Raw genomic sequence first — 23,261 nt, forward strand, 5'->3', positions numbered from 1 at the left:
AGCGGTAGTGTACGGGGAGCAGCAGCTGACCTATGCGGAGCTGAACGCGCGGGCGAATCAGCTGGCGTGGACGCTGCTCGGGCAGGGTGTAGGGCCGGATCACATCGTTGCGATCCTGATGCAGCGCTCAGCAGAGATGATCATCGGAGTGCTCGGCATTCTGAAGGCCGGCGGGGCGTACTTGCCGATCGATCCGGCGCTGCCGGCCGAACGCATCCAATACATGCTGGCGGACAGCGGCAGTCAGTGGTTGATAGGCGATGAGACGCTACTGGCAGAAACGGCCTTTGATGGAGTTAAGCTGGGACTGATGACAGCAAGGGCCGAAACCGCTGCGACCGGTACAATGCATGTCGGGGAGAGCAGCATTATATATGCGTGCAATTTAGGGGCAATCAGCGGACCGGAGAGCCTGGCATACGTCATCTACACTTCGGGCTCTACGGGGCGGCCAAAAGGAGTGATGGCCGAGCACCGGAGTGTGGCCAACTTGACGTCTATGTTTAAACATTATCTACAGGTTACCGGTGATGACCGGATTCTCCAATTTGCGTCCCTCTCGTTCGATGCGTCTGTCTGGGAAATCGTGATCAGCCTGTGCAGCGGGGCGCAATTGCATATAGTGCCGGTGGAAGTGATCCATCACCTCGGGGAGTTCGAGCAGTACATCCGGAAAAACGGGATTACAATAATGAGCTTGCCGCCGGCGTACTTATTACGGATGCATCCGGAGCAAGTCCGTTCGCTGAGAACGGTCGTCACGGCGGGCTCGGCATGTCCGCAGGAGGTGGTGCGGAAGTGGAGTCCTTACGTCAACTTGATCAATGGGTACGGGCCGACGGAAACGACAGTCGGCGCTACGATGTGGCCTGCAGACGGAGCAAAAGAAGAGATGACGATCGTTCCGATTGGCAAACCGATGTCCAATACTCGGGTGTATATACTGGATCAGGAAGGCCGATTACTGCCTATGGGTGTGCCGGGCGAAATTTGTATCACGGGAGCCGGCGTGGCCCGGGGCTATCTGAACCGGCCAGAGCTGACGGCGGAGAAATTCGTCGACAACCCGTTCGAGCCGGGTGCGCGGATGTACCGGAGCGGAGACTTGGCGAGATGGCTGCCGGATGGCAACCTGGAGTACCTGGGCCGGATCGACCAGCAAGTGAAGATCCGCGGCTACCGGATCGAGTGCGGAGAGATCGAGACGCAGCTCATGGCGCATCCACAGATTCGCGAAGCCGTCGTCGTCGACCGGAAGGATGAGCAAGGGCTGGCGTACTTGTGCGCATATATCGTAAGCGACGAAGCCGTTCCGGCAGCTGAGCTGCGTGCGCACCTGGTGGCACAACTGCCGGATTACATGATTCCGTCCTACTTTGTAGCTATGGATGGAATCCCGTTGACTGCCAACGGCAAGGTGGAGCGCAAGGCGCTGCCGGCACCGGACCGGGAGGCGTACAGCGGAGGCTATGAAGCGCCTCGGGATGCGCTGGAGACACAATTGGCGGAGTTGTTCGCAGAGGTGCTGGGGGTAAACGAAGTCGGCATCGGCGATTCGTTCTTTGAGCGCGGCGGTCACTCGCTAAAAGCGATGACGCTGGTGTCGCGTATTCATCAGCAGCTGGCGGTGGAGCTGCCGCTGTGGGAGCTGTTCGCGCGTCCGACGGTGAAGGCGTTGGCGGAATATGTGCGCAGCACGGAGGAAAGCGACTACGGCCGGATCGAGCCGGCGGCGGCGCAGGCGTCGTACCCGCTGTCTTCGGCGCAGCGGCGGCTATACGTGCTTCATGAGATGGAGCCGGAGAGCATGCGCTACAACATGCCGGGCGTCCTGGAACTGGCCGGGAAGGTGGATGCGGATCGGCTGGAGCAAGCGATCCGCTCGGTCATCGCCCGTCACGAATCGCTGCGCACATCGTTCACGTGGATCGGCGGCGAACCAAGACAACAGGTACACGAAGACGTGGCATTTGAATGGGGATGCCGGGAGGCGGAGGAAGCGCAGGCCCGGGAACTCATCTGGAGCTTCGTGCGGCCGTTCGCACTGGATCAGGCGCCGCTGCTGCGGGCCGGGCTGCTGCGGCTGGCGGCGGAGCGCTACTGGCTGGTCTGGGACATGCACCATATCGTGTCGGACGGCGTGTCAGTGAACCTTCTGGTGTCGGACTTCATGACGGCGTATGCCGGCGGGGAGCTGGAGCCGCTGCGGATCCAGTACAAGGACTACGCGGTCTGGCAGCAGGGCACGCTCGGGGTGGAGCGGATGCAAGGGCATGAGGCGTACTGGCTGTCGGCTTATGCGGAGGAAGTGCCGGTGCTGGAGCTGCCGGCCGACCGGATGCGTCCGGCGGTGCCCGGCAGTGAAGGCGGACAGGTATCCACTGAAGTGAATACCAAGACGGCAGAGGCCCTGAAACGAATCGCAGCCGAAAGCGGAGCGACGCTATACATGGTGCTGCTGGCGGCCTATAACGTGTGGCTGCACAAGTATACGGGGCAGAGCGACATTGTGGTCGGGACGCCGGTGTCGGGGCGGACGCATGGGGATACGGAGCCGATGATCGGGATGTTCGTGAACACGCTGGCACTGCGCAATGCCCCGTCTGGGGACAAGCGGTTTATGGACTTCCTGCGCGAAGTGAAAGAGCGGACGCTGGCGGCATTCGAGCACCAGGACTATCCGTTCGAGGAACTGGTAGAGAAGCTGAATGTGCGGCGCGATAGGAGCCGTAACCCCTTGTTTGACACGATGTTGGTGCTGCAGAACATGGAGCAAGCGCGTTTTGGGCTGGCGGATATTGACGTTCGTCCGGTCGAGCTGGACCAACGGACGGCGAAGTTTGACCTGACGTTAAACGTCGCGGAGAACGATCAAGGACTTCACCTGCTGCTGGAATACAGCTGCGCGCTGTTCAACGAGGAGAAAGCCGGACGGTACCTGACACACTTCGTGCAGCTCTTGTCCCAAATCAGCGGGGAGCCGGAGGCAAGCATCGGCTCGTATGAGCTTGTCACATGGGAGGAGAAAGAGCAGCTGCTGCACGGGTTCAACGACACGGCGGCGGCGTATCCGCAGGAAGCGACGATCCACGGGCTGTTCGAGGCGCAGGCGGAGAAGACGCCGGATGCGGTGGCGGCCGTGTACGGGGATCAGCAGCTGACCTATGCGGAGCTGAATGCACGTGCGAACCAGCTGGCGTGGACACTGCGCGGGCAAGGTGTAGGGCCGGAGCGTATCGTGGCGATCCTGATGGATCGCTCGGTGGAGATGCTCGTTGGGATGCTCGGCATCCTGAAGGCCGGTGGGGCGTACTTGCCGATCGATCCGGCGCTGCCGGCCGAACGCATCCGGTATATGCTCGGGGACAGCGGCGCAGCGGTACTGCTGATTCAGCCTTGCCTGGACCCATGCGGATTTGAGGGCACGGTCATCGAGTTGACGCCTGGAGGACAAGCGCAATCCGAGGCCAACCCGCCGCTAGAGCTGGATTCCCGGCATTTGGCGTATGTGATCTATACCTCGGGCACGACCGGAAACCCCAAAGGGGTCATGATTGAGCATCGCGCGGTGGTTAACTTCATCACAGGGATGACGAGAGTGATTCCATTCGGCCCGGCGAAGTCGATTTTATTTGCGACCACGGTGTCATTCGACATCTCGGTGGTGGAGACGCTGCTAGCGTTGACGCAAGGCATGCGAGTCGTGGCAGCGAGCGAAGAACAGCAGAAGGACCCTCAGCAGCTGGCGGCGCTGATCGAACGCCAGCGCATTGGCATGGTGCAGATGACGCCGTCGCGGCTGAAGATGCTGTTGTCGGCGGGCTGCGTGGCGTGGCTTGAAGGCGTAACGGAAATACTGGTCGGCGGGGAGGCATGGACGGACGATCTGCTGGCTGATCTGCAAAGCAAATCGAAGGCCGCGCTGTTCAATATGTACGGTCCGACGGAGACAACGATTTGGTCCGCGGTGCGGGAAGCGACTGCCGATCAGACAGTGACCGTCGGGGGACCGATCGCCAATACGCGGCTGTACATTGTGGGTGACAACCGGCAGCTGCAGCCGATGGGCGTCGCGGGGGAGCTGTGTATAGCGGGCGAGGGTCTGGCGCGGGGTTACTTCAACCGGCCGGACCTGACAGCGGAGAAGTTCGTAGACAACCCGTTCGAGCCGGGGACACGGATGTACCGGACCGGAGATTTGGCGAGATGGCTGCCGGACGGCAACCTGGAGTACCTGGGCCGGATCGACCATCAAGTGAAGATCCGCGGTTATCGGATCGAGTGCGGGGAGATCGAAGCACAGCTTATGGCGCATGCGCATATCCGCGAAGCCGTCGTAGTCGACCGGAAGGACGAACAAGGGCAGGCAAATCTGTGCGCTTATCTGGTATGCAGTATGCCGCTGACTGTAGCCCAAATACATGCTCACCTGTCCGGATATCTGCCGGACTATATGATCCCGTCCTATTTTGTCGAAATGGACCGTATCCCGCTCAATAATAACGGTAAAGTGGACCGGACACTTCTACCTGTTCCGGATGTAGCCATGCAGGATCAAGAAGAGAACCTGCCGCCGGCTACTGAGATGGAGTCTGACATTTTGAAGGTATGGCAAGAGGTTCTTCACAAAGATGATATCGGGGTCACGGATAACTTCTTCCATGTGGGTGGAAACTCGCTGCGCCTTGTGGATATATATGCCAAGTTAGAGCGGAAATATCCGGGCGTTCTTGTTGTAGCGGATTTGTTCGGAAATCCGAATGTGCGTCAATTGGCTCAGTATATCGAAACGGTCCACGCGCAAAAACAAGCACCACCATGGAAGCCCCTTCCCCTCGCCTTCCCGACGACAGGAATGGCCGGGCAAATAGTCTACATTCCGGGCGATGTCCTGCGCTTTGAGCTCCCGGAACGGACGGCTCAAAGCCTGGAATGCATTTCGGGTCACTACAGCATTCAGAAGAGGTCTGTGCTGTTGACCGCTTTTGCCTATTTAATGTCGGAATACGCACAGACAGAAACGGTTACTTTGCCTTGCCTGATAGAAGGCGGCGATGTATGCCGGGTTGAGGTTTCGTTCCGGGAAGCCGAAGAGCTGGAGGAAGTTTTTGCAATAGTAGACGGATACCTGAAAACGGAAGGGCGATTTCATTGGGACCAGGTGAAGTATGCTGTTTATGAGCCGCAAGAAGGCCAAATCCTTTGTGCATTTACAGGCGTTGCCCCATTGCCGTCAGGCTTTGCAAAGCAGTTTGATCTCGTGCTGAGCTGTGGAGAGGACGGTCTTGTCCTGTCGATGACCTGTGAATACAACCAGAGCCGGATTTTACAAGCGTCTGTGGAGAGGCTGCTTCGCCAGTTCGTAAGCTTATTGACTAAAATGCTGGAACAATGCGAAAGGAAGCTCGGTCAGCTGGAGGTGTGAAGTGAACAGGAGAAGTGAGGGGAAGGCAAGCGGTTGTCCTTCTCCTCTATGCTGCCGATGATACATCAGGCGCAGGTTGCGAATTGGAGGGTATGTTGTGAAAAAAAGATTGGTTGATTTCGATGCTTCCGGAATGCTATTCACGGACGAGAATATCAAGTTTGAACAAATCTCAAGTAAGGATATTGCAGTGATTGGTGTGTCCTGCCAAATTGGGAGCGCCAAAAATACAAATGAGTTTTGGGATAGTATGGTTGAAGGGAAGTGTCTGGTTGAAGAAATTCCGCAAGCACGCCAAAAAGATATTACAGATGCGCTGAAGCAAAGCGGCATCGCTCATCAGGAATTTAAGAAAGCTGCTTACCTTGGCAGCATCGACACGTTCGATTATAAGTTTTTTTCTCTGCCGGCTATCGAGGCTCAGTTAATGGATCCGCACCAAAGGCTCTTTCTGGAGACTGTCTATGCCACCATGGAGGATGCGGGGTACGGAGGAAGGGAGCTCGTTGGCAGCGAAACCGGAGTATTTGTCGGATTATCAAGCGACGGGCCCAATGAATACAAAGCATTTGCGCAAATGTCCGCTCCGGAGCTTGTGGGTCTGACAACTTCAGGTAACCTGAAATCGATTATCGCCGGCAGGATTTCCTATATATTTGATTTTAAAGGCCCCAGCAGTGTGGTGGATACTGCATGCTCTTCCTCTTTGTCTGCACTTCACCTGGCATGCCGCTCTATCCGCGCAGGCGAATGCAATACTGCGATAGCGGGAAGCGTCAAAATTAATATGTTACCGGCCAGTCAGTCGAATGACTACAATATGGGAATTGAATCCTCAGTCGGGTACACCCGAACCTTCGATGCAGAATCGGATGGAACGAATGGTGCAGAGGGAGTCGCGGCTGTTCTGCTGAAGCCACTGCATCAAGCGATGGTCGATCATGATCATATTTATGCGGTCGTGAAGGGCAGTGCATGGAATCAGGATGGCAGCTCGGTAGGACTCACAGCACCGAATCCGGCCGCTCAGGAGCGGGTTATTCTGCGGGCATGGCAGGATGCGGGAATCGATCCCGAATCCATCTCCTATCTGGAAGCCCATGGTACGGGAACAAAGCTGGGAGATCCTATCGAAATCCAAGGAATAAATAATGCTTTCCGCAAGCATACCTCCAAGATGCAATTTTGCGCCGTTGGTTCCGTCAAGACGAATATCGGTCATTTGGATCATGCAGCGGGAATCGCTGGTTTTATTAAGGCCGTGCTGGCCTTAGAGCATCAACAAATTCCACCGATGCTGCATTTTAAAGTGCCTAATCCTAATATATCGTTTATTGATTCCCCAGTTTATGTTGCAGACCGGTTAATTCAGTGGGAGCGTTCACCAGGTTCAAAAAGAAGATGCGGGGTAAGTTCGTTCGGTTTAAGCGGAACGAATTGCCATGTCGTTTTAGAGGAGGCTCCTGAACGAACAGAGACTTCCCCTGACCATTTACATCATATTTTCACCTTATCCGCTATGGAACAAACGAACCTGTTAGATATGGTGAAAAGATATATACGTTTCCTATCGGGTTCTGCCGGCCAATATAGAATCGGGGATATTTGCTACACCGTTAACACGGGGAGAGGCCACTACGCTCACCGCTTGGTGCTGAAGGCATGCAGCATAGAAGAACTACTTCAGCAATTGGAGCGATTTCTTAAAACCCCATTCGTTACGATGGAAGAGCATCATATTTATTACGGCAGCCATAACGTCAGCGCTAACAAAGTCACCTGGCCGAATCCTGAAACTGCGACCGGTTCCGCCTCCAAGGACGTCAAAGAACTTCTGTCCAATATTAGCAAGGATTCGTCCGGTGCGGGAAGAACGTTTCATGATTTCGCTCAGGCTTATACACAAGGAACAGAGATGAATTGGAAACTGTTATATCCGACACGTTCTTACAATAAAGTCAGTTTGCCGACCTACAGCTATTCGAAAAGCAGATGCTGGATCAGCATTCCGAAGAAACATATAGAGCCTGTTGAGAGACTCGAAACTTTAACATCCCTGCATGAAGAGCGGCATTGTTATTATCAGCCGAAATGGGTGCCCCTGAGTATTGATGACAAGCGTACGGAGCCCATTGACGGGATGACGGTTTTCTTTCGAACAACAGCTCCGGTTTGCAGCCAGATCCGTACATTGCTGGAAAGACAAAACCGGGATTACATTGAAGTTTATTATGGATCCCAGTACAGCAAAGTAACGGATTGTGAATATGTGATTTCGGGCAATGATTCTGATTATCTCTTATTGCTCGAGCAAGTAGGAAAGGTTGGGCATGTCATCCATGCCTTTGATCTCGAAGAACGGCTGCCGTACCATACCTTGGAGCTGCAGGAACGCCTCGCTCGCAGCATGTACAGTTTGGCTTCTTTATCGAAAGCATTGTTCAAGAAGCAGCGTAGGCAAGAAACAGTGATTTCCGTGTTTACCCGATTTGCAAATGCCGTGACAGGAGACGAGCAACAAATCGATCCGGTCGGTGCCGCCATGCTCGGGATGGCGAAGGTGATTCACCAAGAGCATCCGTACCTGTACACTCGCAGCTTTGATTTGGACGTAACGATTAAACCTCCTGTACTTGGGCAAATGTTATCCCCAATCCGAGAAGCGGCAGAATGTGCATACCGAAACGGTGTCAGATATATCGAAAGCATTCAGGCAGCGGAGCTTGGAACAACCGAAGCCGAAGCCGTTGGTGTTCGGGGCAATGGCGTCTATGTCATTACAGGAGGTCATGGGGGAATTGGCTTAGAGGTGGCCAAACATTGGGCGAGACAACATCAAATCTCCATTGCACTTGTAAGCCGGACACCATTGCCGAGCCGTGAAGAATGGAGCTTAATTAAAGCGAAGGCTGATCCTAAACGCAAACGCATCATTGAGAGCATAGAGGAAATGGAGAGCCTGGGTTCTTCGATACATTCTTACAGCGCGGATGTTTCCGATTTCGATCAAATGGACGCGCTGATCCGGCAGATTAGAGCCAGCCTCGGAAATATTAATGGCATTTTCCATGCGGCAGGCATCGCAGGAGACGGAATGCTGTTCAGGAGAAGCCAAGAGCAAATGGATGCGGTCCTATCTCCTAAAGTAATGGGGACATGGAACTTACACTTGCTTACGAAAGACAATGATCTTGACTTTTTTGTGCTGTGCTCGTCGCTCGCTTCGCTTACTGGGGGAGTGGGTCAAGGAGACTACACGGCTGCCAACCGGTTTATGGATTCATTCGCCTCCTACCGATCCCGATTAGGAATGACGGCTTGTTCTATCAATTGGCCGGCCTGGAAGGAAGTCGGTATGGCTGTTGAATACGGTGTCAAAGAAAGCGACAACGTTATTAGCCATATTTCACCTCGTTCTGCGCTGGCTGCACTTGATCAAATCCTATATTCGAATCGGCCCAGAGTGATTCTGGGACAGATGAACTCTGCACACGCAAATCAAGAAGTAGCGATGAATGGTCAGATTCAGGAACAACCGTTCTTCAAGAACGTACAGCTGGTTGGAAGAGAATCCGGTGAATACACAGAACTTGAGAAATTATTGGCAAGCATTTGGGGAGAACTGTTCGAACGTGATGTGATGAGGGTGGATGACAATTTTTACGACTTGGGGGGACACTCCTTATTGCTTATCCGGGTCGAGGTAGAGCTGGAAAAGCATGGTGTGGCGGTAGACCGTTTAAATATTGAACGGGACCGGACGCTTGAGAAAATAGCGGAAACTCTGGAAAACTCGAATTCTAAGGTTGAGGACTGAGTGCGTGCTTGAAGTGAAAGCGGGGAAAAAGGGATGCCAAAAATCATTGAACCGATAGAACCTTTTAACGAAATCTATTATCAAAGCTGCTTGTATAATTCGTTGTTTCCGGTTATACGGCATTTTCAGCTTAGTATATTGCCGTTACTGATTAACGATTGGGTTGTGTATGAAACGGCCCGGACAGGGGAAGGCACTCTTTGCGGAATCTCTTACAGAAGCAATAAGGGTCTTATTGAAGCTCTTGCAGGGCTTGGAATCGCAGTCGAGAAGGAACGGTTTGCCAGAACAGTTGTTGACAAAATCAAGAGTGCGGTAGACATGGGGAGACCTGTCGTACTATGGGTTGATTGTTACGAATTGCCGATTCGCAAAGACACTTTTCGGAAGAAGCATTTGCCACACACCATCTTAGTTCATGGATATAATGATTGTACCGGCCGTTTTCATATTATTGAACATTTGCAGATGGAGAACCTGTCCTATGATAAAAAAACAATTCGGATGGAAGATTTGGAGCGGGCTTATATTGAATTTGATCATGAATTCAATCAAGGACAAATGAAGCTGGATTCCTACTATGAATTTTATAGGCTGAATCAAGCTGCTTCTATGATTTCCGGCGAAGCGGAACAATACCAGGAACTCATTCAGGCAAATATGAATGTAATTACAGAAGGTCTAGACCAGCTGCTGGAAGTGTCGGAGCTGTTGTATGGGAGATTGATGCAGCAAGCGCACATAGCTATAGATTATGCTGCACAGCAACTCGATAAGCTGAATTCAATCATATTGGCGAAACAAGCGGAGAGCTACAAGCTGAAGCTTTTGCAGATGGAGCAGGAGCCTTTAAGTGCCATTCTACAGAGTATTACTAATGAGTGGAGCATGATTAGAACGATCGTGGGCAAATATGTATACTCCAATCAGTTTAAAGTTGAACAATTCGCCGAATTGCCGGATCGAATCAGCAGTATTTACGATGCCGAGTTAAAGTTTTACGAAACCTTTTTAACGAAGCAATGAAGAGTACACAGATGAACGAGATTATACAGATCGATGATGGTGTTAACACATACTAGGTCCATACAAAGGAGCGTCTACTATGCATTCCATGGATACAATTACTCAGGAATTGCTTGAAATCATTAATGCTCATCTCTTGCAAAGAGCTGAAGAAGCAGGAAAATCGAGTGAAACTGGATTGCTGACCAGCTTGGAAGGTGATCTGGAGTTGTCCAATTATATTAATTCCCTTGATTTCATCATGATTCTCGTTAATATTGAAAAAAAGTTTAACGTGGTGCTGCAAGGAGACCTGAATATACTAACAGATCGAAGTTTTATCCAAATTGCTGAATTTATTGCAAAAAACAGGAATGATTAATGTTAGCCCTGAAAAAGCTTGTATTTAGGGAAGAGATCTTCAGTTAGGGGCTATGTGCAGTATAAAAATGCAGCGCGTATCCGCTTAGGCTACGCGCTGCATTTTCATTTTAGGGGATATGTCACTCACGGCAGATGCTGACCGATGCGGTTCGAAGAGAAGCGCTGTTGGATGCCGTCACCTGCGTACCACCGGGCATCGCTTATCCGCCCGATTAACCGAAAGTAATTCGCAAAGCGATCAATGGCAGCGATTCTTCTTATTTTTTTATTAGTTCTCCATCTAAATCCGGCTCATCACGATTTCGCCAAATCTCTTTTACCGAAAAAGGTCTTGAGCGCCTGATACACTTCCTTCTTATCCTTAATCACATAATGCATGAACTGCTCCTGCTTCAGATGGCGGTAGGCGGACATCAGCGTGCTGCTGCGGTTGTACTGGTTCACCTCGCCGTATCCGAACATATTGCTGCGCTTCAGCAGCTCCCCGATCAGCTTGACGCAACGTTCGTTATCCGAGGTGAGATTGTCGCCATCCGAGAAATGAAAAGGATAGATATTGTATTTGGCCGGCGGATACCGGCTGTCGATAATCTCCAGCGCCTTCTGGTAGGCTGACGAGCAGATCGTGCCCCCGCTTTCACCCCGGGTGAAGAAATCATGCTCACTGACCTCTTTGGCTTCCGTATGATGAGCCAGGAACACAATCTCGACCTTTTCGTATTGCCGGCGCAGGAAGCGGGTCATCCAGAAAAAGAAGCTGCGGGCGCAGTATTTCTCAAAGGTGCCCATGGACCCTGAGGTATCCATCATGGCGATGATGACTGCATTGGAATGAGGAACGGTAATATCATCCCACGTTTTGTAGCGCAGATCATCGGGACTGATGCTGTGGATGCCGGGATTTCCGTTGCTGGCGTTGCGCCGCAGATTCTCCAGCAAGGTGCGCTTCTTGTCGATGTTCGACATCATGCCTTTTTTGCGGATATCGTTGAAGACGATGGACTTGACCTCGATCTCTTCTTTATCCTTCGGTGCTAGGTGGGGCAGCTCCAGGTCCTGGAACAGAATGTCCTCCAAATCCTCAAGGTTCACTTCAGCCTCAACCGTATCCTGACCCGGCTGATCTCCGGCTTTGTCGCCTTTGCCCGGTTGGGCAGATTGCGAATCACGGCCGAGCACATCACCAACCTGGCTTTCCCCGTCTCCTTGGCCGACATGCTTTTGCTTGCGGAAGTTATAGATAATCCGGTACTCATCCAGACTGCGGATCGGCACCTTTACAATCTGTTTTCCGTCCGACATGATAATGTTCTCTTCGGTAACGAGGTCGGGCAGATTATCCTTAATGGCTTCCCTGACCTTCTGCTGATGACGTTCCTGATCCTGATGGCCTTTGCGGTGAAGGGACCAGTCTTCTTTTGACACGACAAACGCATATGGACCGGGTGATTGCGACAGGATGACCACCTCCCATGGAATATAAATCGGTACGGGCGTAAGCACATGCTTCTTAAAGAGAGTGACTCTGAGGCATGCTGTAACTAAAGTATATTCAGGGGTAGGGAGGATATGTGAAGATATCAATGGGTATAAACTGCGGAGCCGGGAACTTTAATCCCTTATTCACTGATCTCTTCAATAAAAAGCCTATAGCTGTTGGACCGGGATATTGCAGATTGCCTTGGTTCTGCACCGCCGGGGTCTGCTTGATGTCAGTGGCTGCAGGGATAGTCACATGACGGCAAAGTGGTATATGATTTCATGAACTACATTAGACTGAAGTGTCTTGAGCATCTCAAGCTCTTCTGCTTCGTAGAGCGAGTCGTTAAACGGGTATTGATAGAATAGCTCCATCCGCAGCAGTCTGTAATCGAAGGGCGGAGAAGGACCGGATAATCGGGAATCACCGGAGAGAGCGGACTTGCGGAAGGCTGGAAAAAGCGGTTTGTGAAATACCGGGGAGTGTACTCGTCGAATTTTTGTTTAAAAAAAGGATTGGAGACGTGAGGGAAGCTATGTGCGAAGAGCCTTATTTACGTCCTAAAAAGGAGCGATTTCCTTGTATTAATTCCGCAGTTGCATGCTTCCGGCTCATGCCCATAGATTGAAAGAAACATGCTTTTAATATAAAAGTTGTTATAACAAAGGAGCAGAAGTACATGACCGCAACCTTATTTAAAAATGGCGTTCTGCCATTTCGCAGCCACCCCGGCGATAATGCTGTATATGTGGAGGACGGCAGGATCACTGCCGTTGGAGAGGGCAGGGACTTGGCCCTGCAGCTTAGCGGCAGAGAATACAACGTTGTCGATTGGGACGAAGCCTATGTGCTGCCCGGTCTGACCGATGCGCATGTGCATCTGGGCATGCACGGGATGAAGCTGGACATGCTGGATTTCACGGGTATGACCTCCAAAGAAGAGATGCTGAATGCAATTGCCAGACGCGCAGAGCTTACGCCTCCCGGGGAATGGATCCTCGGGCTGAACTGGAACGAGAACGAATTCCGGCCTGCCGCAGCGCCGCATATGTCCGAACTGGATGCGGTGACAGAGCGGCATCCCGTATTCCTTACGCGCACTTGCTTTCATGCCTTCCTTGGCAACAGCGAGGCTTTCAGGCGGGCAGGCGTGACCGAATCTACACCAGACTTTGCTTCCGGTGCTTACGGCCGCGACAGTGAAGGGAAGCTGAACGGCTGGATTTATGAGGATGCCTCACAGCCGTTTAATGCCGTGCAGCCGGCGCCCGATTATGCCGCCAAGAAGAATGCGGTCCGCCGGGGAATTGCCGACGCGCTCTCCATGGGGCTTACAGCCGTGCATACAGAGGATCTGCGGCTGCTGGACAGTGTGGAGACGATGCTGCAGATTCACCGTGAGCTGCGCGAAGAAGGCCTGTTCTTCCGCACACACCAGCTGCTGTATTATGGCTATCTGCAGGAGGTGGAGGAGCTGCGGCTGCAGGCAGGCAGCGGTGACGAGTGGCTGCGGCTTGGTGCGGTCAAGCTGTTCGCCGACGGTGCCATCGGCGGACGGACCGCACTGTTGGAGCAGCCTTACAGCGATGCCCCGGATACATCCGGCATCGCAATCCACACACAAGAGAAGCTGAATGAAATTGTCGGCGCGGCGAGACGGCTGTCATTCCCGGTTGCTGTGCATGCGATCGGAGATGCGGCAGCCCGGATGACGCTGGCTGCGATGGACCATCACCGGCTGTCTCCGGAAGCCGTCCTGCCGGACCGCTTCATACATGCCCAGGTGCTGAATGGCGCGCTGGTGGAGCAAATGCGCGGACTTCGGCTCATTGCTGATATCCAGCCGCGTTTTGTGGCCAGTGACTTTCCCTGGGTGCTGGAACGGGTAGGCCCGGCAAGAACAGGGCATCTGTATGCCTGGAATAAGCTGATGAAGGCCGGAATTACCTGTGCCGGTGGCAGTGACGCGCCGATTGAGCCGTTGAATCCATTTCTTGGCCTGCACGCTGCCGTTACCCGGCGCAAGCCGGGGGAATCCCATGAGGGCTACTTGCCGGGTGAGAAGCTGAGCATCCCGGAGGCGATAGGTCTGTTCACAACGGGCAGTGCGGCTGCCGCGGGAGAAGAGCGGGAACGCGGACGTATCGCACCGGGCTTGCAGGGGGATTTCACAGTAATTGACCGTGACGTGATGAGCGATCCCGAGGAGCTGCTGCAGGTGAAAGTACGGATGACTGTGGTCAATGGGGAAATTGCCTACTGTGCGCAATGAAAAAAGCAGTCCGGGTACCGGATGATGAGCTGAAGAAATGCCGCCTCATACGCTTCTAGTGCGCTCCCCATCAATTTCGGCAAAGTTTATGCAACCCCGACTATGGGTTAAACGTTAATAAGGGTAGCAAGCAGATATTGACCATACCGCACGTCTATGAGGAGGCAGTCAACATGAAATCACAACGTTCATTACCGGCTATTGCGGCAGTCGCTGTATTGATGCTGACATTAACCGCTTGCGGAGGCAACACTCCTGCTGAGGCTCCGGGTGAGCCTTCGGCAACGGTTTCTCCGTCACCTGTGGCAAACACTGCAGCGCCTGCACCTAGTCCTACCGCTACTGCTGAAGCACAGGTCATCCAAGGAACCGGCAGCTATGTCGGTCAAATTGACAGTCATTCGATTGAAATAGAAACGGAAGAAGGCCCTACCGCTTTCGAACTGGATGCTGGCACCGAGAGTGTGCTTGAAGGTCTTGAGATGGAGGACCCTGTAGTTTTTGAATATGTAGAAAAGCCGGTGGAGGGTGATCCTTCCGTCGTCCAGCGGATTCTTTCCAAGCTGTCCAAGGCGGAAGAAGGGGCAGCCCCGGCGGCCAAACTGCCGGAGACCCGAACCATGAAGCTTACGCTTGAAGGCATGGCGGAAGAGAAGACTGCCACGCTTGCGGACGGAGAAGGTTATTCGCTTTATGTATTTGATATTTTTACCTTTGATGCGGCAAGCAACCGGTTATCTATGAAGGTGGATCCTGATTATTACGCAGAAATTGAAAAATTGCCTTCTGATTATAATCTCGATCTTTTGGAGCAGGAAGGCCGTAAGGAATTGTCTGCTACTGGCAAGGTGACAGCACTCAGCAAGGAAGAGCGTGATCTCAGAATGTCTGACCTGCGCTTATATTTGACCGCAACAGGTTCCGGCCTGACCCGGCAAACGATCGTCAAGGAAATTGACGGCCAAGGCTACATGATCAAACTCAATATTCCACAGAGAGAGGCCTCGGAAGGCTTCGGGCCACATGTCTACGCATCGCTGGATTCCATCGTAAGCCGCTAGCAGGTGCCTGCATTTCAGCTTAAGTTGCAGTATTAAATAAGAGAAGAGCCACTCCACGAACGACGGGAGTGGCTCTTCTCTATAAATGGAAGTAAATAGCGGGATAATCAGTAGGAGCCGGCATTGACCAGAACGGTAGAAATGAGCAGCATGAACAACAAAAGGATGATAGCATTGATAATGGTGCCGATGACGGCGAAAACTTTGCGGCGGTTGCGGAGAGTCAGCCCGATAATTCCGACAACTGCGCCGATTACATTAACAGCTGCAAGAATCAAAACGGTCAATCCCAGAAACATGAAGGTTCCTGCAGACTCATTGATGATGCTGTTGCTTTCACTAAGAATGGAAGAAGCCTGCATCCCTACCATCACAAAAGTAATCGCATAACCGATAAACGTGACCAGCGCGATCACGAAAGAGGCGATACCTGGGCCGGAATGTTTGAAATCACGTTTATTCTCTTGGTAGGTGTAAGGTACTTCAGGTTTTGACAGATCATTTTGTCCTGGAAATAGGCTTTCCTGCCGGGCTTCCTGTGAGTCGGATTTTGATGGAGAATTATAGTCCATAATAAAAGTTAGCTCCTTGTAAAAGAATGGATTCTTGATACTATCCACTTTTTCATAAGAACGCTTCAAATGCAAGTCCCACATTGAAAAAATCCCGGAACTCCGCTGGAATTGACCCTTGCCGATAAGGTAAGATAGGGGAAGTCCAATAATAAGGAGTTGTATTCTGATTATGCAACGGAGATTTATCGCCTGGGGAGCTTTGCTGGCTATGCTGGCAGTGGGGATCGGCGCATTCGGAGCGCATATGCTAAAGGCTTCGATCAGCGAGGATTACATGAAGGTGTATGAAACCGGTGTGCATTATCATATGATTCATGCACTGGGACTGATATTGGTCGCGATTATTGCAGGACAATGGGGAGAGAGTGTCCGCCTGCGCTGGAGCGGCAGGCTGCTGATCGCAGGAATTGTTCTCTTCTCCGGCAGCTTGTACGTACTGAGTATTACCGGGATCAAAATCCTTGGAGCGGTTACCCCGCTCGGCGGCGTATGTTTTATTGCCGGCTGGATATGTCTGGCCTGGGAAGCCCTTTCCCGTAAGAACTGAAGCCAGCCGGATGGCATAAGCAAATAAAACAAGCACCTTTCACGGAATGCCATTCCGGTAGGGTGCTTGTTTGTGCTGCACAGGTTCGTGCTAATGAAATTCGTCAATTTCATTGAGGTTAAAGGTATAGACCTGTTTCTCATCAACGTGGTAGATGCTTATCGAGTTGGCCGCTTCATCAAAATTTAGAATACGGCAGGGCATGGACATCTGCTTGCCATGACGGTTCGTCCGAATACGGACCAGTTGATTGTTCTGAATGTACTGTCTGATCTTTCCATAAGCATCCGCACGGCTTTCCACTGACGGCTTATCCTCTGTGGGTTTTTCCGGTTGTTTGTCCGCCGGCTTCACTGGCAATTTAAATGGAACTGGAGGGGCTGACTCTTGTTGCAGAGCTATCTTCGCAGAACGTAGAAGGTTGTCAATGGTTCTTCCCAGCTCAAGACCTGAGTTAATGTTGAAATCTGTGATTTTGTCGCTGTTATTCAACATTTCAAGTAAATATTGCAGTGCAAGCGGGTTGGTACGGGCATTAATCAGGATGTCGACGTTAAATAAATAATTTCCGTCCGTGTGTTGTAGTTTCTTGTCCATAAATCCCCCAGCTTTTTACTAAATCGATTCGTAAAGTAAATAAACTATACCATTAAATAAACAATAATCATATACTTCTTTGCTTGGAAATAAGGCTTAAAGTCTCTGTATTTTATTAGGATATAGGACCATCGTCCACACACAGCAAAAGGGCTCCGCATACACATAGAGCGTGGATGACGAAAAAAGGAGGCGCTGCTATTGGTTACCATAGAACCTATTCAGGTCGGAGATCACACCTTAGTTGGAGTCGAGGTGAAACTTCCCAAAACAACGCTGCTCACCATCAGCACAAGCCGAGGGTATATTATGTGCGGAGCGCTGGATGTGGGACTGCTGAATAAGACGCTTAGTGACCGGCAGATTATTGCCGCACGGGCCGTAGGCGTACGCACATTGGCGCAGCTCCTGGCAGCCCCGCTGGAGTCTGTTACTATAGAAGCGGAAAATCTTGGGATTGTGCCGGGGATGGCAGGCAGTGAGGCATTGCTCCGCATGCTCTGAGCGGTAATGAAGGTAATGATTTGGCGTGTTGCAGGGGCCCTCTTGGGGCCCTTTTGTTGAAGTATAAGCATTTATATGCTTTACGCTATAAATTATCCTTCTATTTCTCGCTGAAACGGATACCGTCCTTTTGAGGACGGTATCCGTTTCCACTTGTGCGGGCAGTTAAAGGGCATAAGGCGGGCAATCTTGGTCATCCTACGGATAAGGAGTTGGTTTAAGCCCTCTGAGAGAGCTCGATTTCACTGCAGGTGTGGCTTCCATTTTGTTTCGGCTAACCGCTGGAAGGGTAAAGTAAGTATAGACAATTGCAAGGCCGGACCTTGGACAAGCAGCCGGCTAAATTATGGATAAGGATGGGATCATATCATGGCTAAAGCATCTAACAAAGTAAACACTGCATCATTGGAACAAGTCCTCAACCGTCAAGTTGCGAACCTGAACGTATTGTACGTTAAAGTTCATAACTTTCACTGGTATGTCAAAGGCGAACAATTTTTCGCCCTGCATGTGAAATTTGAAGAGCTTTATGATGATATTACGCTGAAAATGGACGAAGTTGCTGAACGTCTGCTAAGTATCAAAGGCAGCCCTGCGGCTACAATGAAAGAATATCTGGAGATTGCCACCATTCAGGAAGCAACGGGCAAAGAAGATGCCCGGGGCATGGTCCAATCCCTCATTGAAGATTTTGCTACGGTATCCGAAGAACTTACGGAAGGCATTGAGCTTGCGGAGAACGCCAGCGATCAGCCGACAGCCGATTTGTTCATCAAGATCCGCTCCGATCTGGAGAAGCAGCAATGGATGCTGCGCTCGTTTCTGGGCTGATTCCAGCCTGACCCGAAATTACATTTGAAATTCTGCAAAGCCTCCTGTGTGGAGGCTTTGTTTTTGTGTTACTGTGGCATGAGCGTTGGCAGGCTGCGAAATTTGTAGACTCCTGCGGCAAGGGATATAATTTATAGTGAAGATGATGATTTTGAACAGGATAAGTGGAAGGAGTGATTGTCCTTGAACGCCAACCCCGTAGCTTTAAAAGAATGGGCCTCAGCCATCCAAACGCTGACAGAAGGCAAAATGATTATGCTGATGCGTAAAGGGGGGATAGAGGAAGAAACACGGCGTTTTGAACTTAAAAGCCCTTCGTTCTATCTCTATCCCACTTATGAACACCAGCGTGCCGAACTGCTGAAGGAGCCATACCGCCCGCTCGTCGGCCAGACACTGGAAGCAGGCGGCGCAGACTCCGCTGTGATTTCATTGAATGCATATGCTGAAGTGGCTGCTGATCTGGAGGTTCGTGATTTGAATCAGCTGGAACGGCTGTACCCCTATCACATCTGGAGCGAAGGACTTGCGTCCGAAAGATTGCGCTGGAAAGCGAAGGAACCGCTTCATGTCCTGCTGCTTCGTGTATACGTTCCCGAGGCTCCCGCCATTATTCAAGTGCGGCCGGAGTATTCAGGCTGCCGCTCCTGGATTGAACTGGAGTCCCCGCCTGAAGCCGGCAACTTGCGCCCGGTTCTGGGCGACGAAGAGTTCCGGATCAGGAAAGAGGAAATCATCTCCGCTCTTGGGCAGTAGCAGGCTGAGAAAGCGGTAAACGTGGTAGACGGGTATGAAAATTGAAAATAGATATTTGTAAAAAAACTTCCTTTGTAATAAAATTAGTGAGAATCATTGATAATCACTGTGATTCACTTTATAATAATTATAATGTGATATAAAATCTAATTGTGCTGGCAAACAGGGACCCCCTGTTTCAATACAGCTTTCTGATTTTGCAAATTGATGAGTGGAGGGAATAATTATTATGGCAGCAGATTTTGTCATTGAAGGACTAAAAGCGACAATCGAAGGAAAAGAAATTCTGAAGGGTATCAATCTTCAGATGAAGGGCGGCGAAATTCACGCTATCATGGGTCCGAACGGTACAGGTAAAAGTACACTGGCTTCGGCACTCATGGGTCATCCAAAGTATGTAGTCACTGAAGGCACGGCTGTGCTGGAAGGCGAAGACCTGCTGGAGATGGCAGTAGATGAACGCGCACGCGCCGGTTTGTTCCTGGCCATGCAATATCCAAGCGAGATCAGCGGAGTAACCAACTCCGACTTTCTGCGCAGCGCAATCAATTCGCGCCGTGAAGAAGGCAGTGAAATCTCCCTCATCCGTTTCATCCGTCAGATGGAAGCTAAGATGAAGGAACTGGATATGAATCCGGAATTCCTGCACCGTTATCTGAACGAAGGCTTCTCTGGCGGCGAGAAGAAACGCAACGAAATTCTCCAAATGATGATGCTGGATCCGAAGATCGTCATTCTTGACGAAATTGACTCCGGCCTTGATATTGATGCACTCAAAATTGTCGCTGAAGGTGTAAACTCGATGCGCAGCCCGGAACGCGGTTTCCTGGTTATTACCCATTATCAGCGTCTGCTTAACTACATCACGCCTGATTACGTGCATGTTATGATGCAGGGCCGCATTGTGAAATCCGGCGGACCTGAACTCGCGCAGCGTCTGGAAGCAGAAGGTTATGAATGGGTTAAAGAAGAACTCGGCATTGAAGATGAAACTGTAGGACAAGAAGCTTAAAGAGACGCCAGGAAGGAGGAAACCACTTATGACGACGCAAACCATTCTTCCGGTGGATGCCGGACGTCTCAGCGAATTATCGCAGAGCAGCGGCGAGCCAAGCTGGCTGAAGGACAGCCGGTTAAAGGCGCTGGAACTGGCAGCAAGCTTGGAGCTGCCGAAACTGGAAAAGACACGGATAGAACGCTGGAACGTGAACAACTATGGAACCTACAAAGCAAGCCAGCCTTTTACAGCACTTAGTGAAGCACCTGCTTCCATAACGGCCCTGATTCAGGGTCAGGAGGAAGGCAGTCTGATTATTCAACGTAATTCAGGCGCTGTCTATACACGGCTGTCTCCTGAGCTTGCTGCGCTAGGCGTGATTTTTACCGATTTGCAGACAGCAGTCAAAGAGCATGGAGATCTTGTGCAGCGTTATCTGCATAAGGCAGTGCTGCCAGACGAGCATTCTATTGCTGCACTTCATGCCGCCCTGTGGAACGGCGGAGTATTCCTCTATGTTCCCAAGAATGTGGTTATCGACACTCCGCTGCAAGCGGTGCTGCTGACGGATGATGCAGAAGCTGCTTTCGTTCCGCATATTCTGGTGGTTGCCGAATCGAACAGCTCTGTAACCTATGTAGACAACTATGTATCCGACAAAACGGATGCCGGACTGCATAACGGTGCGGTTGAAGTATTTGTAGGTGCAGGCGCCAAAGTGCGCTTTGCTTCGGTACATCAGCTTGGCGTGGACACTACGGATGTGACCTACCGCCGTGCAGTTGTTGAGAACGATGGAACTATTGAGTGGATTGTCGGCGAAATGAATTACGGCGATACAGCGAGTGACACGAAGTCGGTGCTGAAAGGCAATGGTTCAAGCTCCGATGCCAAAGTGATCGCGGTAGGATCGGGTTCGCAGAAGCTGAACTATACGACTCAGGCGCAGCACTTCGGCAAGAACACGCCGAGTGACATGATTACCCGAGCTGTTATGCGGGATTCTGCGACTTCTATTATTAACGGAATTACGAAGATCGAAAAAGGCGCGACAAGAGCCGATGGACAGCAGACCGAGAAGGTTCTGATGCTGAGCCCGAAAGCACGCGGCGACGCCAACCCGATCCTTCTTATAGATGAAGATGATGTAACAGCCGGCCATGCCGCTTCCGTAGGACGGGTCAATTACGAGCAAGTATATTACTTGATGTCCCGCGGGATTTCACGGCACGATGCAGAAACACTGATCATATACGGCTTCCTGGCACCTGTAGTGTCGCAAATTCCACTGGAGGGACTGCGCAATCAGCTCCAATCTCTTGTGGAAAGGAAGTTAGGCCAATGATTAACAGTAACATCCGGGAGCAATTTCCCATCCTCAATCAAAAGATTAACGGCCATCCGCTGGTTTACCTGGACAGTGCGGCAACTTCACAGAAACCGCGCCAAGTCATCGAAGCGGTGAAATCCTATTATGAATGGGATAACGCCAATGTCCACCGCGGTGTGCATACCTTGGGCAGCCGGGCTACGGATGCTTATGAGGGAGCCCGCGAGAAGGTTGCGAAGTTCATTCATGCCCGCAGCACGAAGGAAATTATCTTTACCCGCGGCACAACGACAGCGTTAAATATAGTGGCTTCTTCTTATGGCCCTGCTGTTCTTAGTGAAGGCGACGAAATTGTCATCACCCAGATGGAGCATCACAGCAACTTTATTCCATGGCAGCAGTTGGCCAAGAAGACTGGAGCAACCCTGAAATTTCTTCCGCTGCAGAAGGATGGAACGATCACCCTGGAGGATGCCGAGAATACGATTACGGACAAGACCAAAATCGTAGCCATCGCGTATGTATCCAATGTTATGGGGGTTACCCATCCGGTTAAAGAGCTTGCAGCCATTGCTCACCGCAAGGGTGCAGTTATCGTGGTGGACGGAGCCCAGAGCACGCCGCATATGAAGGTCGATGTCCAGGATCTGGATTGCGATTTCTATGCGTTCTCCGGTCACAAGATGCTGGCCCCGACCGGCATCGGTGCTTTGTACGGCAAGAAGGCATTGCTGGAAGCTATGGAGCCAGTTGAGTTCGGCGGCGAGATGATTGATGACGTCGGTCTTTATGAATCCACTTGGAAAGAGCTGCCTTGGAAGTTCGAAGGCGGGACACCGATTATCGCCGGTGCCGTCGGATTGGGAGCAGCAATTGATTTCCTGCAGGAGATCGGATTGGATGAAATTCACCGTCATGAAATCCAGCTTGCCGCTTACGCGGAGCAGCGTCTTGCAGAGGTTGACGGTTTGACGCTGTATGGCCCGCGTAATCGTCAGGTGGGTGTAGTCACATTCAATCTGGGTGATGTGCATCCGCATGATGTGGCGACGGTGCTGGATGCGGAAGGTATTGCCGTCCGCGCCGGCCATCATTGCTGCCAACCGCTGATGCGCTGGCTTGAGGTCAGCTCGACAGCACGGGCCAGCTTCTACCTCTACAATACGGAACAGGATGTAGATGCGCTGGTCCAAGCTTTAATCAAGGCAAAGGAGTATTTCGCCTATGAACTTGGATGACTTGTATAGACGCGTAATTATGGATCATTATAAAAATCCCCGGAACCGTGGTTCATTTGCAGACGACGCTGTGAAGATTGAGCTGAACAACCCGACCTGTGGCGACCGCATTACGCTGCAGCTTAAGGTAGAGGACGGCATCGTCAAAGATGCCCGGTATAGCGGCGAAGGCTGTTCGATCAGCATGTCTTCGGCTTCCATGATGACGGAAGCCGTCAAGGGACAGACTATAGAGCATGCGCTTGAGCTTGCTGACAAGTTCTCCTCCCTGATGAAGGGTGAGACAGTGGATTTCGGAGACTATGAAGATATAGAAGCCCTTTCCGGTGTTAATAAATTTCCGGCGCGGATCAAATGTGCCACACTGGCATGGAACGCGCTTCGCAAAGGAATAGACGTGGAAGAAGAACATCAACAACATTAGATAACAAGGAGGCTGACA

At 51.5% G+C, this 23,261-nt stretch carries 17 protein-coding genes; 14 read left to right on the forward strand and 3 right to left on the reverse strand.

From position 1 onward, the window contains the following. The 4 genes from ACQ76X_RS24810 to ACQ76X_RS24825 all read left to right on the forward strand — a co-directional run. The coding region (locus ACQ76X_RS24810) for an amino acid adenylation domain-containing protein (RefSeq protein ID WP_438496405.1) at positions 1-5,425 on the forward strand (5,425 nt) is incomplete at its 5' end. A gap of 97 nt (positions 5,426-5,522) precedes the next feature. Further along, entirely contained in the window at positions 5,523-9,242 is a 3,720-nt protein-coding gene (locus ACQ76X_RS24815) for an SDR family NAD(P)-dependent oxidoreductase (RefSeq protein WP_438496406.1), read from the forward strand. 33 nt (positions 9,243-9,275) lie between these two features. After that, positions 9,276-10,268, forward strand: coding sequence for a BtrH N-terminal domain-containing protein (locus tag ACQ76X_RS24820; protein ID WP_438496407.1), 993 nt, complete (start codon positions 9,276-9,278; stop codon positions 10,266-10,268). A gap of 79 nt (positions 10,269-10,347) precedes the next feature. After that, entirely contained in the window at positions 10,348-10,629 is a 282-nt protein-coding gene (locus ACQ76X_RS24825) for a hypothetical protein (RefSeq protein WP_438496408.1), read from the forward strand. Positions 10,630-10,925: 296 nt separating this feature from the next. Here ACQ76X_RS24825 and yhbH read toward each other — a convergent pair whose 3' ends face one another. Continuing rightward, positions 10,926-12,089, reverse strand: coding sequence for a sporulation protein YhbH (gene yhbH, locus ACQ76X_RS24830; protein WP_341097605.1), 1,164 nt, complete (start codon positions 12,087-12,089; stop codon positions 10,926-10,928). A gap of 701 nt (positions 12,090-12,790) precedes the next feature. Between yhbH and ACQ76X_RS24835 the strand changes: the two genes are divergently transcribed. Both ACQ76X_RS24835 and ACQ76X_RS24840 read left to right on the forward strand, forming a co-directional pair. After that, the gene (locus tag ACQ76X_RS24835; protein ID WP_438496409.1) at positions 12,791-14,383 is read left to right on the forward strand and encodes an amidohydrolase; all 1,593 of its coding nucleotides are present in this window, start codon (positions 12,791-12,793) and stop codon (positions 14,381-14,383) included. Between the two features lie 173 nt (positions 14,384-14,556). Beyond that, positions 14,557-15,444 carry a hypothetical protein gene (locus ACQ76X_RS24840; protein WP_438496410.1) on the forward strand — a complete coding sequence of 296 codons (888 nt, stop codon included), beginning with the start codon at positions 14,557-14,559 and terminating at the stop codon, positions 15,442-15,444. A gap of 107 nt (positions 15,445-15,551) precedes the next feature. Here ACQ76X_RS24840 and ACQ76X_RS24845 read toward each other — a convergent pair whose 3' ends face one another. Then, the gene (locus ACQ76X_RS24845) at positions 15,552-16,016 is read right to left on the reverse strand and encodes a hypothetical protein (protein WP_438496411.1); all 465 of its coding nucleotides are present in this window, start codon (positions 16,014-16,016) and stop codon (positions 15,552-15,554) included. A gap of 172 nt (positions 16,017-16,188) precedes the next feature. Between ACQ76X_RS24845 and ACQ76X_RS24850 the strand changes: the two genes are divergently transcribed. Then, positions 16,189-16,566: a DUF423 domain-containing protein gene (locus tag ACQ76X_RS24850; RefSeq protein WP_038588519.1), complete on the forward strand. Its 378-nt coding sequence runs from the start codon at positions 16,189-16,191 to the stop codon at positions 16,564-16,566. A 90-nt stretch (positions 16,567-16,656) separates the two neighbouring features. Here ACQ76X_RS24850 and ACQ76X_RS24855 read toward each other — a convergent pair whose 3' ends face one another. Further along, complete coding sequence (locus ACQ76X_RS24855) at positions 16,657-17,163, reverse strand: hypothetical protein (RefSeq protein ID WP_340899557.1); 507 nt, start codon at positions 17,161-17,163, stop codon at positions 16,657-16,659. A gap of 201 nt (positions 17,164-17,364) precedes the next feature. Here ACQ76X_RS24855 and ACQ76X_RS24860 point away from each other — a divergent pair, with 201 nt between their 5' ends. The 7 genes from ACQ76X_RS24860 to sufU all read left to right on the forward strand — a co-directional run bounded on the left by ACQ76X_RS24860 (position 17,365) and on the right by sufU (position 23,243). Then, on the forward strand, positions 17,365-17,667 hold the full coding sequence (locus tag ACQ76X_RS24860; RefSeq protein WP_438496412.1) for a YunC family protein: 303 nt from the start codon (positions 17,365-17,367) through the stop codon (positions 17,665-17,667). Positions 17,668-18,036: 369 nt separating this feature from the next. Beyond that, positions 18,037-18,498, forward strand: a complete 462-nt coding sequence (locus ACQ76X_RS24865) for a Dps family protein (protein WP_038588528.1) — start codon at positions 18,037-18,039, stop codon at positions 18,496-18,498. Between the two features lie 183 nt (positions 18,499-18,681). Further along, entirely contained in the window at positions 18,682-19,254 is a 573-nt protein-coding gene (locus tag ACQ76X_RS24870; protein ID WP_438496413.1) for a DUF1802 family protein, read from the forward strand. Positions 19,255-19,483: 229 nt separating this feature from the next. Next, positions 19,484-20,266, forward strand: a complete 783-nt coding sequence (gene sufC / locus ACQ76X_RS24875) for a Fe-S cluster assembly ATPase SufC (RefSeq protein ID WP_038588534.1) — start codon at positions 19,484-19,486, stop codon at positions 20,264-20,266. A 28-nt stretch (positions 20,267-20,294) separates the two neighbouring features. Further along, positions 20,295-21,596, forward strand: a complete 1,302-nt coding sequence (sufD, locus tag ACQ76X_RS24880) for a Fe-S cluster assembly protein SufD (RefSeq protein WP_438496414.1) — start codon at positions 20,295-20,297, stop codon at positions 21,594-21,596. After that, on the forward strand, positions 21,593-22,819 hold the full coding sequence (locus ACQ76X_RS24885) for a cysteine desulfurase (RefSeq protein ID WP_438496415.1): 1,227 nt from the start codon (positions 21,593-21,595) through the stop codon (positions 22,817-22,819). The genes sufD and ACQ76X_RS24885 overlap by 4 nt, the downstream gene beginning before the upstream one ends. After that, positions 22,806-23,243, forward strand: a complete 438-nt coding sequence (gene sufU / locus ACQ76X_RS24890; RefSeq protein ID WP_038588542.1) for a Fe-S cluster assembly sulfur transfer protein SufU — start codon at positions 22,806-22,808, stop codon at positions 23,241-23,243. The genes ACQ76X_RS24885 and sufU overlap by 14 nt, the downstream gene beginning before the upstream one ends. Positions 23,244-23,261 lie beyond the last annotated feature (18 nt).

The sequence above is a fragment of the Paenibacillus sp. IHBB 3054 genome (assembly GCF_051594305.1).
In the GTDB taxonomy this organism is placed as follows: domain Bacteria; phylum Bacillota; class Bacilli; order Paenibacillales; family Paenibacillaceae; genus Paenibacillus_AQ.

Bases quoted from the DNA above. Each gene is read 5' to 3' on its own strand.
- ACQ76X_RS24820 (WP_438496407.1), top strand. From the start codon at position 9,276: ATGCCAAAAATCATTGAACCGATAGAACCTTTTAACGAAATCTATTAT.
- ACQ76X_RS24825 (WP_438496408.1), top strand. From the start codon at position 10,348: ATGCATTCCATGGATACAATTACTCAGGAATTGCTTGAAATCATTAAT.
- ACQ76X_RS24835 (WP_438496409.1), top strand. From the start codon at position 12,791: ATGACCGCAACCTTATTTAAAAATGGCGTTCTGCCATTTCGCAGCCAC.
- ACQ76X_RS24840 (WP_438496410.1), top strand. From the start codon at position 14,557: ATGAAATCACAACGTTCATTACCGGCTATTGCGGCAGTCGCTGTATTG.
- ACQ76X_RS24845 (WP_438496411.1), bottom strand. From the start codon at position 16,016: ATGGACTATAATTCTCCATCAAAATCCGACTCACAGGAAGCCCGGCAG.
- ACQ76X_RS24850 (WP_038588519.1), top strand. From the start codon at position 16,189: ATGCAACGGAGATTTATCGCCTGGGGAGCTTTGCTGGCTATGCTGGCA.
- ACQ76X_RS24855 (WP_340899557.1), bottom strand. From the start codon at position 17,163: ATGGACAAGAAACTACAACACACGGACGGAAATTATTTATTTAACGTC.
- ACQ76X_RS24865 (WP_038588528.1), top strand. From the start codon at position 18,037: ATGGCTAAAGCATCTAACAAAGTAAACACTGCATCATTGGAACAAGTC.
- sufC (WP_038588534.1), top strand. From the start codon at position 19,484: ATGGCAGCAGATTTTGTCATTGAAGGACTAAAAGCGACAATCGAAGGA.
- sufD (WP_438496414.1), top strand. From the start codon at position 20,295: ATGACGACGCAAACCATTCTTCCGGTGGATGCCGGACGTCTCAGCGAA.
- ACQ76X_RS24885 (WP_438496415.1), top strand. From the start codon at position 21,593: ATGATTAACAGTAACATCCGGGAGCAATTTCCCATCCTCAATCAAAAG.
- sufU (WP_038588542.1), top strand. From the start codon at position 22,806: ATGAACTTGGATGACTTGTATAGACGCGTAATTATGGATCATTATAAA.